The sequence below is a fragment of the Cytobacillus sp. FSL R7-0696 genome, assembly GCF_038006865.1.
Lineage (GTDB): Bacteria > Bacillota > Bacilli > Bacillales > Cytobacillaceae > Cytobacillus > Cytobacillus kochii.
In genome coordinates this window covers 229,098-243,134 of sequence record NZ_JBBOWA010000001.1, presented here as the reverse complement: position 1 = coordinate 243,134, position 14,037 = coordinate 229,098, and the positions used below count along the sequence as shown (strand labels likewise).

The following is a 14,037-nucleotide window of genomic DNA, read 5'->3' as shown; positions in this document are numbered from 1 at the left end:
GATGAGTGGAGCGAAGTATGAGCCAGTTAGGGCAAAAGGGTTTTTAGGTGTAGAAAAACCTAATGGTGAAGCAAGAATGACTACTGTATCTCAACTAGAGAGAATTGAAAAGAAAATGGACAGAATCCTTGAACTTTTAGAAGGTCAGGAGCTGCCCACTCCTGTAAAGGTTAATGGTAAAGCAATCGCTGAAATAATCAAATCCGACTTTGAGAAAAATAAACTTAATCGTCGTCATCTGTAAGTAAATCTAATTCAGATAAAATATCATGAATCATATACTCTGCATGAGTGTTTGCATTAACAAAAGTTTTACTAAGTAATTTTGGAAGTATCTCATCTGTAAACTCTTGTAATGGGACAATTCTTTCTTGCCCATAAGCTTCTTCAAGACCTTTAGCGAATTCTTTCCTAGTCACTTCTTGTACTTCTTTAATTATTTGTTCAAATCGCTGTTTTGATATTTTTTTCGCCATAGTTTCACCCCCTTCGATAGACCTATTTCGACAGGAGGTGACAGTTCCCCTGTAGAAAGGATGTGAAATTTTGACAGAGTTATTCATTTTTAACCAAGACAATCAACCATTGACCATTATCTCTGAAGATAGTGGTCTTATTAGTGCTCCTTACCGTATTGAAATTAATAAGATACCAGAAACACCTTTTTCTTTTACTGTAGAAGCTGACAGCAAAAACGCTAAGTATGTACTTGAAGAAAATAAAGTTGTTTTTCGAGATCATGAAGGTGATTTAAGGATATTTGTTATTAAAGAGCTTGATGACTCTGACGGAATGGATGGACCATTAACTACAGCTACCTGTGAACCAGAGTTTTTAGAACTTGCAGAACATATTATCTTAGATAAACGATTTACCGAAAAGACCGAACAAGTTGCTTTGGATGCAGCTGTTGAAGGTACTGGTTGGATAGGAGAAGTTGAAGTTGACTTAGGACTTGCCTCCACAAACTTTTATCGTATGCGGTCGGTTGATGCTATTTGGGAGATTATCAAAGTGTGGGGCGGCGAATTTAAAGATGTTGTTGAGTTTGACGAGAAAAATAACATTATCGCGCGTAAGATTAAAATCATCCAACGGCTGGGCAAGGATACAGGTCAACGCTTTGAAATAGACCACAATACAACCGAGATTGGTAGACAAGTCTTAAGTTACCCTGTAACAGCCATGTATGGTTGGGGTGCGTCGCTCGAGACAGAAGGCGGTGGCAACACACGTTACATTGATTTTGGCGATGTTGAGTGGTCTGTTGCCAAGGGTGATCCAGTTGATAAACCAAAGGGACAAAAATGGGTTGGTGATCCAGAGGCGTTTGCAAGTTATCGACGCATTCGTGATGGTGTAGCTTTACATCGTTTTGGTCAGTTTAGCAACCAAGACTATGAGGACCCTGAGGAACTATTGTGGGCAACATGGGATAATCTCCAAAATAATAATAAGCCGGTAGTTAATTATCGCTTATTCGTTGATTTATTTGACGATAAAGTAAGTTTGGGTGATACAGCCATAGCAATAGATCGCAAGTTTGCAAGACCAATAGAAATACAATCTCGCATCATCGCCATGGAATATGACCTTTTAGACATCGACGGCACCATGGTTGTTGAGATGGGGCAATTTCTTGATTTAGAAGATGATCGGCTTGAAGAGTTAAAAGAAGAAGTTGAAAAAATCCGTGATCGTCCACAACAAGTCACAGAGGGTAGTTTCCCAGACATCAAACCCACTACTCCACTAAATGTTGAAGCAATAAGTGGATATGAATCTATTCAATTGTATTGGGATTATGATAGTTCAATTTATGTTAAGCATTATGAAGTGTATGGTTCTCAAATTAAAGATTTTATTCCTGATACCCAACATTTATTGTGGAGGGGTAATACTAGTGGCTACCTTCATAAAGCAGAAACAAATCAAATATGGTATTTCAGAGTAAGAGCTGTTAATCAACATGGAACTCCGAGTGATTGGTCAGTACAAGTTAATGCTCCAACCCGAAGAATTATAGATGATGAAACTCTTTTTGGACCAGATGGGGCAGAGAAGTTAAGAGAACTATCAGAAATGCATGATACTCTTGGAGATAGCGTAATTAGAAAGGATATGATTCGCCAAGATGTATATGATCAAATCCAAGCTGATTCAAAGCAATATACTGATGCTGAGATAACAGCAACAGAGGTTAGCTTGATGTCTGAACTTGCAAATAAAGCAGGCTTTGACTATGTGGATGGAAAGATATATCTGGTTAATGAGGAATTGATTAATAAGGTTGATAATGGAGTTTACCAGAATAAAATTCTTCAAATTGATAACAGCCTAGATGGGTTGTCTTTACGAGCGCAAAATGTGGAAGCTAATGTTAATGAATTAACCGGTGAAGTTGGTAATGCTATTAGTCAAATTGCTGCAGTTGATATTAAGGCTAATAAGATTTCTACTAGTGTAAATGAGCTTAGGTCTGATTTTAATAATTTGGAGATTGGTGGAAGGAACTTAATAAAAGGAAGTGATGTACCATATACATTCCCCATAGCAACTACTACTTTCGTAAACAGGATATTCTATAGGGGTTTGGAACGCAATACGACTTATACATTTAGCGCAGAGATAGAAGTTCATGAGGGCAATGTAACCGAAGTGTCGGTCTATCCGTATTTAGCTAGTGGTCAGAATATGACCGTGATACATGCACCAGTCGTTGACGGTAAGATAGTTGCTACCTTCACGACTGACGATAGGTATGATTACAATTTATTGGTCTATAATGGCCGGTCGGGTATGACTACAGGAAATAGCATAACAGTATCCAAGTACAAACTCGAAAAAGGTAATAAAGCAACTGATTGGACACCAGCACCTGAGGATATAGAAAGCCGTGTTTCATCAGCCGAAACACGCATTGACCAAACAGCTTACGATTTAACATTTAAAGCATCCACTCAAGAAGTCAATTCCTTAACCGGTAGAATGACATCTGCAGAATCATCCATTAAGTTATTATCTGATGATATTGAATTGAAAGTAGACCGAGATGGGATTATTGGTGCGATTAATGTACAGCCTGGGGATGTGAAAATCCACACCAGATTACTTGATGTAGGTGATTTTACAAATCTCGTAGATAATGGAACATTCGAGGATGATGCCACCAACGTTACAAACAAAGTAAATGGATGGATAAACGAAAACCCAAGTAACTCAGTTTTTATGGTATATGATCAAACAACATGGGGCTTACAAAACGGCTCAACAAAGACCATGGTTTTATGGGCAAATTCTGTTCGCAATGTTGATGTCATGCAAGAAAGATATATCCAAGTAAGTGAGGGCGATGAGCTTTACTTTGAATGGGAATATCGAAATCACAATACTGCAGGGACTGGAAGACAAACTTTTGGTGTACGTAATTACTCTCCTTCTAAAGAACATCATAGTTGGGGAACAGCTTTCACTACAACAACCAAGACTGTAAATTGGACTAAAATGAATGGTTCATATAAAGTGCCAGCTGGAGTTGGATATATTAGAATTCGCGTTACATTTGAAAACAATGGAGAAACTTCTAACCGCCTATATGTTGATAACCTTGTCGTTAGAAGAAAAAATAACGCAGCATTGATTGTAGATGGCTCAATCACAGCAAACTTAATGGCAGCAAATAGTATTACCGCACAAAACGGCGCATTAGCAAATGCGTCTATTACGCGTGCAAAATTACAAGATGCTATTATCGGTACTGCTCAAATAGATGATTTAGCTGTTACAGCAGCAAAAATTTCAAGTATCAATGCTGATAAAATTAATTCTGGTGCAATCCGTGGTATTGATATATATGGAGCACAATTTCGTTCTAACGATGGTCTTACACAATTAGATATTACTGGCGGTAATGTCCGTTTAAGGCAAAATAATGGTCGCTATGTTCTTATAAGTCCTGATGGGTTATTTGGATATAACGCTGGCGGTGATATCCGTTTCCAAGCAGATAAAACCTTAGTAACATCATCTGCGTTTGGTACTTCAAACCAAAATGTATACCTTGCAGCTATGCAAGATGGAGAAGCAAGGGTAGTTGATTATCGTGATGTTCCAAGCGATGGTGCGGTTGATAGCTATCGATATCTAGCATTAAGAGCTAGTGGTGTCTATGCAAATTTCGTTAATGTTAATGGCGGTATAAATGGCATCCACCTTTACCTAAGACCATTCTCGGAAGGTGAGGTTAGGGTTACAAGGAATGGTACGATTGATAGTTATAGACCTTTAAGAGTGAATGGTGTGTATGGTGACTGGTTTGATTCAAATACTGCAACAGCTGGAGTCAACCTCTATATCAGACCAACAAGATATGCAGAAGTTCGGTTTACTGATCTAGGTACTACTGATGGATATACTTCTATACGTGGCAGTAGAGCTTATTTTAATGGCATCGCCTCAAATACTTTGTATGGTGGGTATCATTTATATCTTGGTGCAGATGGTGAAGCAAGAGCAACTAGTGTGGGATTCAACTCAAACGGTAACGATAACATCATATGGAGAAATTTCCGTGGTAATGGTCTATTAGCTAACTTCGTTCAAATTAATGAATTGACTGATGCTACACATCTATATTTGAGAATGGGTTCTACTGGTGAGGCACGCGTCACTAGGTCCAATTCCACTGAGACTTATCAACCTATCAGAGCGTCAGAGTTTAGACCACCATCATCCAAGCGAGATACAAAGAAAAATATTGAGAAACTAGAAAGAAATGTTCTGGATGAAATCAGAGAACTATCTATCTATAAATTCAACTACAAATTTGAAGAAGAAGAGCATAAAAGGCATATTGGCGTAATGTTGGATGAGGTAACTAGCGATATAGTAGCTGGTACAGGTGATACGGTGGATTTTTATTCTATGATTGGGTATTCTCTCAAAGGAATAAAAGATGTAATTTCAATAACTGATTTACATGCAGATGAAATAAATTGGCTTAAAATAGAAAATCAATATTTAAAACAAACAGTTGTAAATCAAGAAAAAAGAATCGCACATTTAGAAGGATTACTAAATGTAGCTTAGGAGGCAAACAAAAATGAAGCTCAAAATTCAACACAAACACTTAAGTAACGTAGCTGACTTTTTACAAAATCAAATCGGTGCCAAAGGAAAGAAAAATATTCATCGCATGCGTATTGTTAACGCACTTGCAACAAAAAATAAATTAGTAGGTGAAGAAGAATTAGCCCTTCTGAAAGAATACGGCAAAACCGATGATGATAATGAACTAGTTTTAAACGAACAAGGTGGGATTCAAATGGAGGATGCCAAAGAGTTCAAAAAACAGCAAGAAGCTTTATATGATGAGTTTTTTGTTGTGGATGATAAGAATCTTGAATCTGCATTAAAGACAGTAGAAAAATTAGTAAATGAATATGATAAAGAGCTTTCGGGGAAATCTGCGGAGGCTCATTTTATTTTATGTGAAGCATTTGAAAATGAAGAAGAAAAAGGAGATGAAGAATAATGTTTGATATTCAAATTACAGGTACAAATATTCGTTATGCAGATGGTGGTATTTCGGTAGTACATGTTCAATTCAGAGCTAATGATTCAGAGTCAACGGTCACATTAAATGGATATATTCCAATATCCGCAGAGGATTATCAAGGTAATGAATCCATTCCAGCATTGAAAAATGTAGTAAGAACTAAATTGATTGAACGACTAACACCAGAAGCCGAGTAAGGCTTTTTATTTTGCATAAGGGGGAGAGATTTTGACTTTTATCGGATTGACCATACAAGAATGGGCAGCAACATTAGCTGTCGTAGGTACTCTCTTTGGGGGTATCTCTTTTATTTTTAAGACGATTATTATTAAGCCGTTAAGTGATGCCATTGCCAACCTACAAAAATCTATAGATGAGTTTCGTGAGCAAATGAAAGAAAGTGATGATGATCGCAAAGCCATCCACATGAGAATTAACAGATTAGATAAAAGGGTGCATGGTCTTGAAATTCAATTGAAGGGAGGTGATAGGCATGAATAAAGATGTTGTTGCTCAAGTAGTTGGTTTTTTATCAGCCATCATGATGTTTCTAGGCACTCTTAATGTTAAGTTTGAGTGGCTTACAGCTGCGAGTATTGACGCATTTGGTATTGTTCTGACGGCTGGTATTGCTCTAGGAATCACTTTATACACAATTTATAAGAATCATTTTGGGTTTACCAAAAAAGCTAAACAACAAAAGGCTTGGCTAGAGAAAGAAGATAAATTATAAGGCTGTCCAATCGGGCAGTCTTTTCTAATACAATAAATAAGGGAGTGTTTTAAGTGACATTATATTATCAAGAAAGAAACTTAAATAACATTGCAAAGCTTGCGGACAATACAAAGGCTCTAGCTCTAAAGTGGCATGAGTATTTAGTGAAAAATGATAATAATATTCTTATTTACGAAACTATACGTACCGAAGCAAAACAGCGTGAATATGTAAATAGTGGAGCTTCTCAAACTATGCGTTCTTATCATTTGGTAGGACAGGCTTTGGATTTTGTTCCGGTTAACTCAAAAGGTGAGACTCTTTGGAACGGATATAGTGCAGCCGATGTAAAAAAAGCTATTAAAGAAGCCAAGCGCCTTGGTTTTGAATGGGGTGGAGATTGGAAAAGTTTTATTGATAAGCCACACCTCCAATATAATTATAAAGGTTATGGAACAGATACGTTTAACGGTTCAAAGGGTAGCGCCCCATCTAAAAATGAAGGTACTAAACCATCTAATATTGCTACAAGTATTGTGGATTACCTTAAATCAAAGAAGATTGATTCTTCATTCTCTAATCGAAAGAAGTTGGCTAAACAATATGGAATCAATGATTATGAAGGAACACCAGAACAAAATATACTTTTATTAGAAAAATTACAAAGTGGCGCTAAGCCTGTAGAACCAAGTAAACCAAAGGAAAATAAGCCAAAACCGAAAAAAGAATATGTAACATTACCAGCATCAGCAAAGACATGGAGAACATACAAACTTAATGTAGCACCTGTTAAAAAGAACTCTGACTGGTCACTTACTCCTGCCGAATTTGGAGGATTAACGTACGAGATTCTTGATAAACCTCAAGCAAATGTCGTGACGATTAAAACATCAAGAGGTAAACGGAAGATTTATGTTGGTCCAGATACAAGTGCAAAGATTTTTAAGAAGTAAAAAAGCAAAAGCCCTTCTTAATCGAGGGGCTTCTTAATATGGATGTTTCCGTTTGGGAGTTTAAATACTTCAACATCATTAATTTTAGTTTTCATAACTCTAATTATTGCATATCTAATCTCACTATCTTTTATATCTCTTTTTGGATTAGATAAACTGGCATGTGAAATATTATCATGTTCACTAAATATAATACTTGTATCCCCTCGTTCATAAATTTTTACAAATTTATTATTGAAATCTCTCTCTAGCATAGTTGTCAAATGGGAATTTTCTAAACTAACATCTTTAAACCTCATAATCTTATTACTCCATTTATTAAAAATAATGATCAAGTAATTCTTAACTCCTTATGAACTAATTTTACACAAACGTTTGTTCGAAAACAAGTTGAAATAGAACGAATGTTCCTGTAAAATTATGTTTAAAGGAGCTGGTAAGAATGAACCACTTGTTTAAATACTCATTAAACGAGCGTAAACCAATTGAACTGATTTATTTAAATACTTCTGGAGAAATCTCTTATAGGTTGGTCATTATACGGAGAATTAAATTAGATAATGTGATGGTTTATGACTTGCATAAGCAACAGATGAGGACATTTAGCATTGATGGTATCTTATCAGTAGCAAAACCAAAAAGACAAAGAGGGGTCAATTATGCGTAAACTAACAACTAGACAGAGAGAAGTGTTAGATACATTAGAGAAATATGTAGATGAAAAAAATTATCCACCTTCATATAGGGAATTAAGCGAATTAACAGGAATACCTTCTTCTTCCACAATAAGCAGGATATTGCACAGTTTAAGGGATTACGAATATGTTAGTTGGAATGAGGGTCAACCAAGAACGCTAAGAATAACAAAAACCGCCTCATGATTTTGAGACGGTTTAATTTGTGCTAAAACAAACTTAGTCTAACAATAACTGTGCATTTTTGTAGTTTTCATGGAAAAGATCAAGAGAATCTTCATCTGCAAATTCTTTGTCAGATATCATTGGATACATCATTACTAAACTGTTAACTGTCAAAATAAGACCAGCACTATTAGAATCTCTCTCTGATAATTTTTCCTTTTTATCAGCATTCTCAACCCACTTATTTGCATATTCCTCGAATTCTTTTAACTCCATTATTTCGTAATCTGTTAATTCTCTGTCCTCTTTATATGCTTCATCCACAATATTGAATGCATTCAAAGATTTTTCATGAACAGTTGAATCGTATCCAAAATAATAATCCATAAAAGTTGCAATTGCAATAAAAAGAATAACCCCAATAGCAATTGAGATTTTAATGTATTTATTCAATCCTCTTCCTCCTTAAATTTATATAGGTCATCTACCTTTACGTTTAATAATACAGCAAGTTTCATAACCTGAGGGATTGATGGATAAGTTTTCCCTGTAGACCAATTAGATAAGGTATTTTGAGAAATCCCAAACATTTCACAAATCTGTTTTCGTGTGTAAGTAGATTGCTTTATATAAGCTCCTATTAGACAAATAACCATATTATATCACCCATTATATTCATTCGGTATTTAAAACATTAATCCTTTCACAATTATATTGTGAAAATCCAAATATTTTTGTGAAAAAGAGGTACTATTTGTGTCATTCGCCCATACACTGTACTAGACACTGACGAAAGGGTGATGACAAATGGACCCGGTGACATTTGGGTTAGTAGCGATTGGAGTAGCTGGAGGTAGCTTGGTAGGGGTAACAATTATGGAGGGTTACGGTATTAAGATTAATCAAACAGCAATTAACTTGGCATTAGAGGTGACTAAATACGGGGGAATGCTCTATCTATTGAAGCACTTGTGGGCAATTTTTATTTGAGCCTCAACGAGAGAAACGAGGAAGAGGAAGAATACGATAAGTATTCTTAGTTGCTCTACAAATGACAAGAAAAATTAACTATGAAACATTGATAAATAAAAAAATGACATGTCACTGACCAGGAGACCCGATGACAAAGTGAGTGACAATGACACTGAATAGGAGAGTGACCTAATGTTAGAGTGGTTTATTCCGCCAGTCCTTGTGACTGCAGCAGCACTAATCCCATACAAAACTCTATCCAACTGGACATATGATAAAAAGGATTTATATGAAAACTCATGGCTCGTGCCAATAGGAAAAAAACGAAAAGTGATCTATCACCATTTTGACCATTATCCGCATTTGCTAGTAGGTGGGGCAACTAGGATGGGAAAAACAATATTTTTGAAAAGCATTTTTTCGTCATTAATACTTGGGAATCCTGACAGAGTGAAAATAATTATATTGGATTTAAAAGGAGGATTAGAGTTTTACAAATACCGCAACCTTCCACAAGTTAAGACTGTGGCAACTAGTTTAATTGACTCATGTAAGGTGCTGAATCATGTTTATAAACTTATCAAATTAGAGGAAGAACGCTATTTAAAGAATAACTGGACTAATGTCGCTGAGACACCAATTAAAGAACGTACATTTATTATTGTGGATGAATCAGCAGAACTTTCACCCAAATTAGTACCTAAAGAATTTAAAAAGCATGCCGAACTCGCACAAATATATCTCAGTGAAATTGCACGTATTGGTGGGGGATTAGGCTTTCGATTAATCTTGGCCACTCAATACCCTTCAAAGGAATCAGTCAGCATGAGCATAAAAATGAACATGATGGCACGTGTTGCGTTTCGGATGCCAGATATGGTAGGTAGTCGTGTAATCCTTGATGAAAAAGGCGCTGAAGAATTAGAACCGATACCAGGCAGGGCCATTTATAAATTAGCCCAATCACATGAGATTCAATGCCCTTATATCAATGACATACAAATAGGAGGTTTTCTGCATGAACTTCAACAAGCAAGAAAAGATTCTGATGACAATTGATAAATTAGGTGCAGTAACAGTTAAGCAACTTCATGATATATTACAACCTGGATCATATCGTCATACCTGTAGGTTAATTAATCAGTTAGAAGAGTATCTTCATGTTGTACGCTCTAATCAAAAAATAGTGTATCTCAATAAAGATGGCCGTAATTTAATTGGCTCTGATAAGGAAGTTAAAAAGTCTGTCTTGTTTGACCACATGCTTTTGTGCAACCAGGCTTATGTCCATTTTAATTGCCCTCTGGATTGGAAAAGGGAATATATTATTGAGACATCACAAGAGCCAGAATATAGTTTTGGAATTCAGATAAAAGGATTAACTGTGGTTAACAAGCAAACACTTATCCCTGACGCTGTATTTAGCCGTAATGGGTATGTTTATTTAATCGAGATAGATAACACCAGGTCTATGCAAGACAACCGTAAAAAGATAAATAAGTATCGAGAGATGTGGCAAGAAATCGGCAAGCATTTTGGGCTGATGCCTAAATTAAGCATTTTTACTTTAAGTGATCAACGGAAACACGAGTTTGAGAAATTATGTACTAAGATGCCAGTAGAGATACTAACCTTTAACGAGACATAAATGCGTCATCAAAATAAAGCTTATCCATAAGATTATTAACAATGCCGTTAAAATAAGCAAATTCCCCTTTAATCATTTTTGCACCAGACTTTATTTTCATTACAAATTCCTTAAATGCTTGTACACCAATTTCAAGCTCTTGATCTTCAGTAAAGGCTCTTAAACCGTTCATATGGTCTACTACTCTATTACATTGTTTAACTACTTTCCAAAATTCTTCAATAGCTTTAGCTTCAGAATAAAAGTACCTTGTTAACTCAGCGAAGCTTTTTGGTACCCAATGAGCAATAAAATTTGCAGATGACAACTTAACGCTGTTATTACGTTTAGTATTATTAATAAGTTGTTTTAAAGAACTAGAAGTTGTTTTAATGGTAGGACACTTCTTGGACTTTTTAGCAGGTTGCTTGTTGGTCACTTCTTCTTTTATAGGCAAAATAATAACTGCATTAGCAGTTTGTAACATGTTCTTTTTACGCTTCATTTCTACCTGGCGGATCATGCCCAAGTCAACTAACTTTTTCATTAATCTTTGTACAGTCTTATAGGATAATTCTAACTTTTTGGCAATCGTATTTTTAGACATATAGCTCACGCCAATTTGCTTGCAGCTATGACGTTTTAAAATCTCTAATAAAGCAATTAGTCTCTTCTGTACGTCAGCTCGCTTAACAGACACAGTTATGACGTCTCTATATTTACGTACTGCCTTGTTCATTAGTTCTATATCATTAAATGACGCAAGGTTACTATATGATTCTTCTTGTGCAATTACATCAATACGGTTTTTCATTTCCCTGGCTCCTTTGAATACAAAAAAGCAACGGCCATCATCAGACAAACCGTTGCTATGGGACCTGGAATGTAATAAAATACATCTAAAGGTACAGCAAATGTTTGCCTATCGTGAGTAGGCGGACGATGTAAGAGTGTGGGGACACTACTTACATACGCTGTGCTTTTTATTTTGGATATAGGGTATACAGTTAAACCAATATAACCGCCATTCTACTTTAATGTCAGCATACAAAAATATAAAAAATGATTTGTTCCGTTATTATATTTTAAAGCAGAAGGCTGATGTATTCCATGCGATGAAAGGCTTTTTTAAAGAACAAGAACAGAAGGAAAAGTTAGCGTAATGAGAGCCTGTTTTGAAAGGTTCGCAACTAAGTTCTGAAGTGTAATAGCTTACTTACGAGCGTTTCGGAGGCAGGTTTTGAAAAATGATGAGAACAAAGCAATCGAGCTTTTTAGTTATATCACAGCGATTGATGCTGTGTTTTTTTTTGCTCAACTGACTAAGCACTAGGTAGATTTGAGCACTTTTATCTGTAATTCTTTTAAGTAGCTCTCTTCATCTACTTATGTCATAATTTTCATAAAGAGTAATATGGAGGGGTTTCCTTTGCACAAAATTCAAGATTTAGGTAATGATATTCAACTGATTGATTTAATGGATTTACAAACACCTGAGCGTACGGGGGCGTATATATTAGGTGCTGAAGAATTAACAGTGATTGAAACAAGCGCTAGTCCTTCGATTCCTCACCTTATAGAAGGGTTGCAAGAATTGAACATTAACCTAGAAGATATCAAGCATATTATTGTCACCCATGTACATTTAGACCATGCTGGTGGAACTGGTTTGTTCTTAGAACAATGTCCAGAAGCAAAAGTATATGTTCATCCAAGAGGTAAACGGCATTTAGCTGACCCTAGTAAATTAATTGCTGGTGCTAGAATGGTATATGGCGATGAGTTTGATCAACTATTTAATCCGATTGTGCCAATTGATGAGAAGAGGTTAGTCGCGATGGAAGAGGGACAATCATTGGATATCGGTGGACGTTTGTTAACTTTCTATGATACCCCTGGCCATGCAAAGCACCACTTTTCAATCCATGATTCGAAAAGTAATGGCTTCTTTACTGGCGATACAATTGGCGTATTTTATCCTGGCATAGCAAGAAAAGGATATCCATTAGTCCTGCCATCGACTTCTCCTAATCAGTTTGATCCAGAGGCGATGTTATCTTCTGTTGAAAAAATCGAATCACTTCAACCACAACATATCTTTTTTGGGCATTATGGTGAGGGCCCTGAACCAAAGGATGTTTTTACACAAATTCGTTATTGGTTACCTATATTTACTTCAGTTGCAGATGACGTTTTTCTCCAAGGAAATGACATAATAAAAATGCAGGAAGCCATACAATCGGAATTGTTGGAACAAGTAAAACATTATTTATTAACAGCGCACGATGTTGAACTTAGTGCAGAGGATAAGAAGCTAATAGGCTTAGATTTAAATGTCTGCACAATGGGGATGATTGATAGATTGCAGAAAGAGAAATAAAGATTTAAGTCGTGTGGTTTGGAGGTAATTAACATGGATTTGGAAGAAATAAGATCAGAGATACAGCATCGTCAATCAGATATATTGGGTAGCTCTAGATTGGTTAAATTCGCTGTTCTTCTTCCCCTAATAGAAAAAGATGGAGAAATACATATTTTGTTTGAAGTACGGTCTTTATCTATGAGAAGACAGCCAGGGGAAATTTGCTTTCCTGGGGGGAAAATGGATCAAGACGATGTGGATTTGATTGAGACGGCAAAAAGGGAGACCAGTGAAGAGTTAGGTATCCCAATTGGAGAAGTCTCTGTTTTTTCAGAACTTGATTATGTAGTGACACCTTATGATACAGTGATTTATCCGTTTGTAGGCACAATAGAGAGCATCAGTGATCTTAAGCTAAATCCAGAGGAAGTGGATCAAATTTTCACAGTACCACTTACTTATTTTTTGAAAGAGGGACCATCAATTCATTATATTGAGATGAAGCCAGAGCCTAATAGTAGCTTCCCTTATCATCTCATTCCTAATGGGGAAAAATATAAATGGCAAACGCGAAGGATGCAAGAAATTTTTTATACTTATAAAGGTCATGTGATATGGGGGTTAACAGCTAAGATACTGTATCATTTTTTGACACTTATCCAGGATGAAAATAAATAAATTTTCAAAATGTTATTGACGATTCCCTATAAAAGGGTATATGATGTTAAACAAATAAATAGAACTTCTTATCCAGAGAGGCGGAGGGACTGACCCAGTGAAGCCTCGGCAACCAGCAATCTTTTGTATGGTGCCAATTTCAGAGGATATTATCCAAAGATAAGGAGAAGGTGAGCGTGTGAATTCAAAGCCCTTCTGCCCTTCTTGGTGGAAGGGCTTTTTATGTGATAGAGCCAATATTTTATTGGAATATAAAATATATTCAGATTTTATATTGACGACAATTTGTTTTTTGGATATAATTCTATTTGTA

General features: G+C 36.0%; 19 protein-coding genes, 1 pseudogene and 1 riboswitch. Of the genes and pseudogenes, 15 read left to right on the top strand and 5 right to left on the bottom strand.

Going from position 1 to position 14,037, the window contains the following annotated elements:
• Position 1 precedes the first annotated feature (1 nt).
• Positions 2-244 carry a hypothetical protein gene (locus tag MKX29_RS01210; protein ID WP_341052004.1) on the top strand — a complete coding sequence of 81 codons (243 nt, stop codon included), beginning with the start codon at positions 2-4 and terminating at the stop codon, positions 242-244.
• On the opposite strand, the gene MKX29_RS01205 is transcribed toward MKX29_RS01210, so the two are convergent.
• Entirely contained in the window at positions 225-476 is a 252-nt protein-coding gene (locus MKX29_RS01205; protein WP_341052001.1) for a hypothetical protein, read from the bottom strand. The genes MKX29_RS01210 and MKX29_RS01205 overlap by 20 nt on opposite strands.
• 70 nt (positions 477-546) lie before the next feature.
• On the opposite strand from MKX29_RS01205, the gene MKX29_RS01200 reads away from it, so the two are divergent.
• From MKX29_RS01200 to MKX29_RS01175, 6 genes are read left to right on the top strand one after another with little or no spacing between them, the layout of a single operon-like run.
• Complete coding sequence (locus tag MKX29_RS01200) at positions 547-5,088, top strand: phage tail spike protein (protein ID WP_341103509.1); 4,542 nt, start codon at positions 547-549, stop codon at positions 5,086-5,088.
• Between the two features lie 13 nt (positions 5,089-5,101).
• Positions 5,102-5,533, top strand: coding sequence for a hypothetical protein (locus tag MKX29_RS01195; RefSeq protein ID WP_341103507.1), 432 nt, complete (start codon positions 5,102-5,104; stop codon positions 5,531-5,533).
• Positions 5,533-5,754 (top strand): hypothetical protein, encoded by a 222-nt coding sequence (locus MKX29_RS01190; RefSeq protein WP_095371142.1) that lies wholly within the window; start codon positions 5,533-5,535, stop codon positions 5,752-5,754. The genes MKX29_RS01195 and MKX29_RS01190 overlap by 1 nt, the downstream gene beginning before the upstream one ends.
• Before the next feature lie 31 nt (positions 5,755-5,785).
• Positions 5,786-6,058, top strand: coding sequence for a hypothetical protein (locus tag MKX29_RS01185; RefSeq protein ID WP_289434102.1), 273 nt, complete (start codon positions 5,786-5,788; stop codon positions 6,056-6,058).
• Complete coding sequence (locus MKX29_RS01180; RefSeq protein ID WP_341103505.1) at positions 6,051-6,290, top strand: phage holin; 240 nt, start codon at positions 6,051-6,053, stop codon at positions 6,288-6,290. Before MKX29_RS01185 ends, MKX29_RS01180 begins: the two co-directional genes overlap by 8 nt.
• Before the next feature lie 53 nt (positions 6,291-6,343).
• Complete coding sequence (locus MKX29_RS01175; protein ID WP_341103503.1) at positions 6,344-7,225, top strand: M15 family metallopeptidase; 882 nt, start codon at positions 6,344-6,346, stop codon at positions 7,223-7,225.
• 17 nt (positions 7,226-7,242) lie between these two features.
• Here MKX29_RS01175 and MKX29_RS01170 read toward each other — a convergent pair whose 3' ends face one another.
• The gene (locus MKX29_RS01170; RefSeq protein ID WP_341103501.1) at positions 7,243-7,524 is read right to left on the bottom strand and encodes a DUF1827 family protein; all 282 of its coding nucleotides are present in this window, start codon (positions 7,522-7,524) and stop codon (positions 7,243-7,245) included.
• A 143-nt stretch (positions 7,525-7,667) separates the two neighbouring features.
• Here MKX29_RS01170 and MKX29_RS01165 point away from each other — a divergent pair, with 143 nt between their 5' ends.
• Both MKX29_RS01165 and MKX29_RS01160 read left to right on the top strand, forming a co-directional pair.
• Complete coding sequence (locus MKX29_RS01165; RefSeq protein ID WP_341103499.1) at positions 7,668-7,892, top strand: hypothetical protein; 225 nt, start codon at positions 7,668-7,670, stop codon at positions 7,890-7,892.
• The gene (locus MKX29_RS01160; RefSeq protein ID WP_341103497.1) at positions 7,885-8,106 is read left to right on the top strand and encodes a LexA family protein; all 222 of its coding nucleotides are present in this window, start codon (positions 7,885-7,887) and stop codon (positions 8,104-8,106) included. Before MKX29_RS01165 ends, MKX29_RS01160 begins: the two co-directional genes overlap by 8 nt.
• 33 nt (positions 8,107-8,139) lie before the next feature.
• On the opposite strand, the gene MKX29_RS01155 is transcribed toward MKX29_RS01160, so the two are convergent.
• Together MKX29_RS01155 and MKX29_RS01150 are read right to left on the bottom strand one after the other, a co-directional pair.
• Complete coding sequence (locus MKX29_RS01155; protein ID WP_341103495.1) at positions 8,140-8,538, bottom strand: hypothetical protein; 399 nt, start codon at positions 8,536-8,538, stop codon at positions 8,140-8,142.
• On the bottom strand, positions 8,535-8,741 hold the full coding sequence (locus MKX29_RS01150; protein WP_341103493.1) for a helix-turn-helix transcriptional regulator: 207 nt from the start codon (positions 8,739-8,741) through the stop codon (positions 8,535-8,537). Before MKX29_RS01150 ends, MKX29_RS01155 begins: the two co-directional genes overlap by 4 nt.
• A gap of 151 nt (positions 8,742-8,892) precedes the next feature.
• On the opposite strand from MKX29_RS01150, the gene MKX29_RS01145 reads away from it, so the two are divergent.
• From MKX29_RS01145 to MKX29_RS01135, 3 genes are all read left to right on the top strand, one after another.
• A complete protein-coding gene (locus MKX29_RS01145) occupies positions 8,893-9,075 on the top strand; it encodes a hypothetical protein (protein WP_341065815.1) in 183 nt (60 codons plus the stop codon).
• A 174-nt stretch (positions 9,076-9,249) separates the two neighbouring features.
• Positions 9,250-10,116 (top strand): FtsK/SpoIIIE domain-containing protein, encoded by an 867-nt coding sequence (locus MKX29_RS01140; protein ID WP_341103491.1) that lies wholly within the window; start codon positions 9,250-9,252, stop codon positions 10,114-10,116.
• A complete protein-coding gene (locus tag MKX29_RS01135) occupies positions 10,076-10,705 on the top strand; it encodes a replication-relaxation family protein (RefSeq protein ID WP_341065821.1) in 630 nt (209 codons plus the stop codon). The genes MKX29_RS01140 and MKX29_RS01135 overlap by 41 nt, the downstream gene beginning before the upstream one ends.
• On the opposite strand, the gene MKX29_RS01130 is transcribed toward MKX29_RS01135, so the two are convergent.
• Complete coding sequence (locus MKX29_RS01130; protein WP_341103489.1) at positions 10,692-11,498, bottom strand: helix-turn-helix domain-containing protein; 807 nt, start codon at positions 11,496-11,498, stop codon at positions 10,692-10,694. The genes MKX29_RS01135 and MKX29_RS01130 overlap by 14 nt on opposite strands.
• Positions 11,499-11,688: 190 nt before the next feature.
• On the opposite strand from MKX29_RS01130, the pseudogene MKX29_RS01125 reads away from it, so the two are divergent.
• The 3 genes and pseudogenes from MKX29_RS01125 to MKX29_RS01115 form a co-directional block, all read left to right on the top strand.
• A pseudogene (locus MKX29_RS01125) lies at positions 11,689-11,847 on the top strand (sporulation protein YhbH); the annotation flags it as partial.
• Positions 11,848-12,113: 266 nt separating this feature from the next.
• The gene (locus MKX29_RS01120) at positions 12,114-13,064 is read left to right on the top strand and encodes an MBL fold metallo-hydrolase (RefSeq protein WP_341054949.1); all 951 of its coding nucleotides are present in this window, start codon (positions 12,114-12,116) and stop codon (positions 13,062-13,064) included.
• Positions 13,065-13,097: 33 nt separating this feature from the next.
• Positions 13,098-13,724 carry an NUDIX hydrolase gene (locus MKX29_RS01115; RefSeq protein ID WP_289433254.1) on the top strand — a complete coding sequence of 209 codons (627 nt, stop codon included), beginning with the start codon at positions 13,098-13,100 and terminating at the stop codon, positions 13,722-13,724.
• A gap of 65 nt (positions 13,725-13,789) precedes the next feature.
• A riboswitch (SAM riboswitch) is annotated at positions 13,790-13,890 on the top strand.
• Positions 13,891-14,037 lie beyond the last annotated feature (147 nt).

Excerpts from the sequence above, each read along its gene's own strand:
- MKX29_RS01205 (WP_341052001.1), bottom strand. The coding sequence starts at position 476 with ATGGCGAAAAAAATATCAAAACAGCGATTTGAACAAATAATTAAAGAA.
- MKX29_RS01115 (WP_289433254.1), top strand. The coding sequence starts at position 13,098 with ATGGATTTGGAAGAAATAAGATCAGAGATACAGCATCGTCAATCAGAT.
- MKX29_RS01195 (WP_341103507.1), top strand. The coding sequence starts at position 5,102 with ATGAAGCTCAAAATTCAACACAAACACTTAAGTAACGTAGCTGACTTT.
- MKX29_RS01135 (WP_341065821.1), top strand. The coding sequence starts at position 10,076 with ATGAACTTCAACAAGCAAGAAAAGATTCTGATGACAATTGATAAATTA.
- MKX29_RS01180 (WP_341103505.1), top strand. The coding sequence starts at position 6,051 with ATGAATAAAGATGTTGTTGCTCAAGTAGTTGGTTTTTTATCAGCCATC.
- MKX29_RS01160 (WP_341103497.1), top strand. The coding sequence starts at position 7,885 with ATGCGTAAACTAACAACTAGACAGAGAGAAGTGTTAGATACATTAGAG.
- MKX29_RS01140 (WP_341103491.1), top strand. The coding sequence starts at position 9,250 with ATGTTAGAGTGGTTTATTCCGCCAGTCCTTGTGACTGCAGCAGCACTA.
- MKX29_RS01165 (WP_341103499.1), top strand. The coding sequence starts at position 7,668 with ATGAACCACTTGTTTAAATACTCATTAAACGAGCGTAAACCAATTGAA.
- MKX29_RS01130 (WP_341103489.1), bottom strand. The coding sequence starts at position 11,498 with ATGAAAAACCGTATTGATGTAATTGCACAAGAAGAATCATATAGTAAC.
- MKX29_RS01210 (WP_341052004.1), top strand. The coding sequence starts at position 2 with ATGAGTGGAGCGAAGTATGAGCCAGTTAGGGCAAAAGGGTTTTTAGGT.
- MKX29_RS01150 (WP_341103493.1), bottom strand. The coding sequence starts at position 8,741 with ATGGTTATTTGTCTAATAGGAGCTTATATAAAGCAATCTACTTACACA.
- MKX29_RS01190 (WP_095371142.1), top strand. The coding sequence starts at position 5,533 with ATGTTTGATATTCAAATTACAGGTACAAATATTCGTTATGCAGATGGT.
- MKX29_RS01145 (WP_341065815.1), top strand. The coding sequence starts at position 8,893 with ATGGACCCGGTGACATTTGGGTTAGTAGCGATTGGAGTAGCTGGAGGT.
- MKX29_RS01170 (WP_341103501.1), bottom strand. The coding sequence starts at position 7,524 with ATGAGGTTTAAAGATGTTAGTTTAGAAAATTCCCATTTGACAACTATG.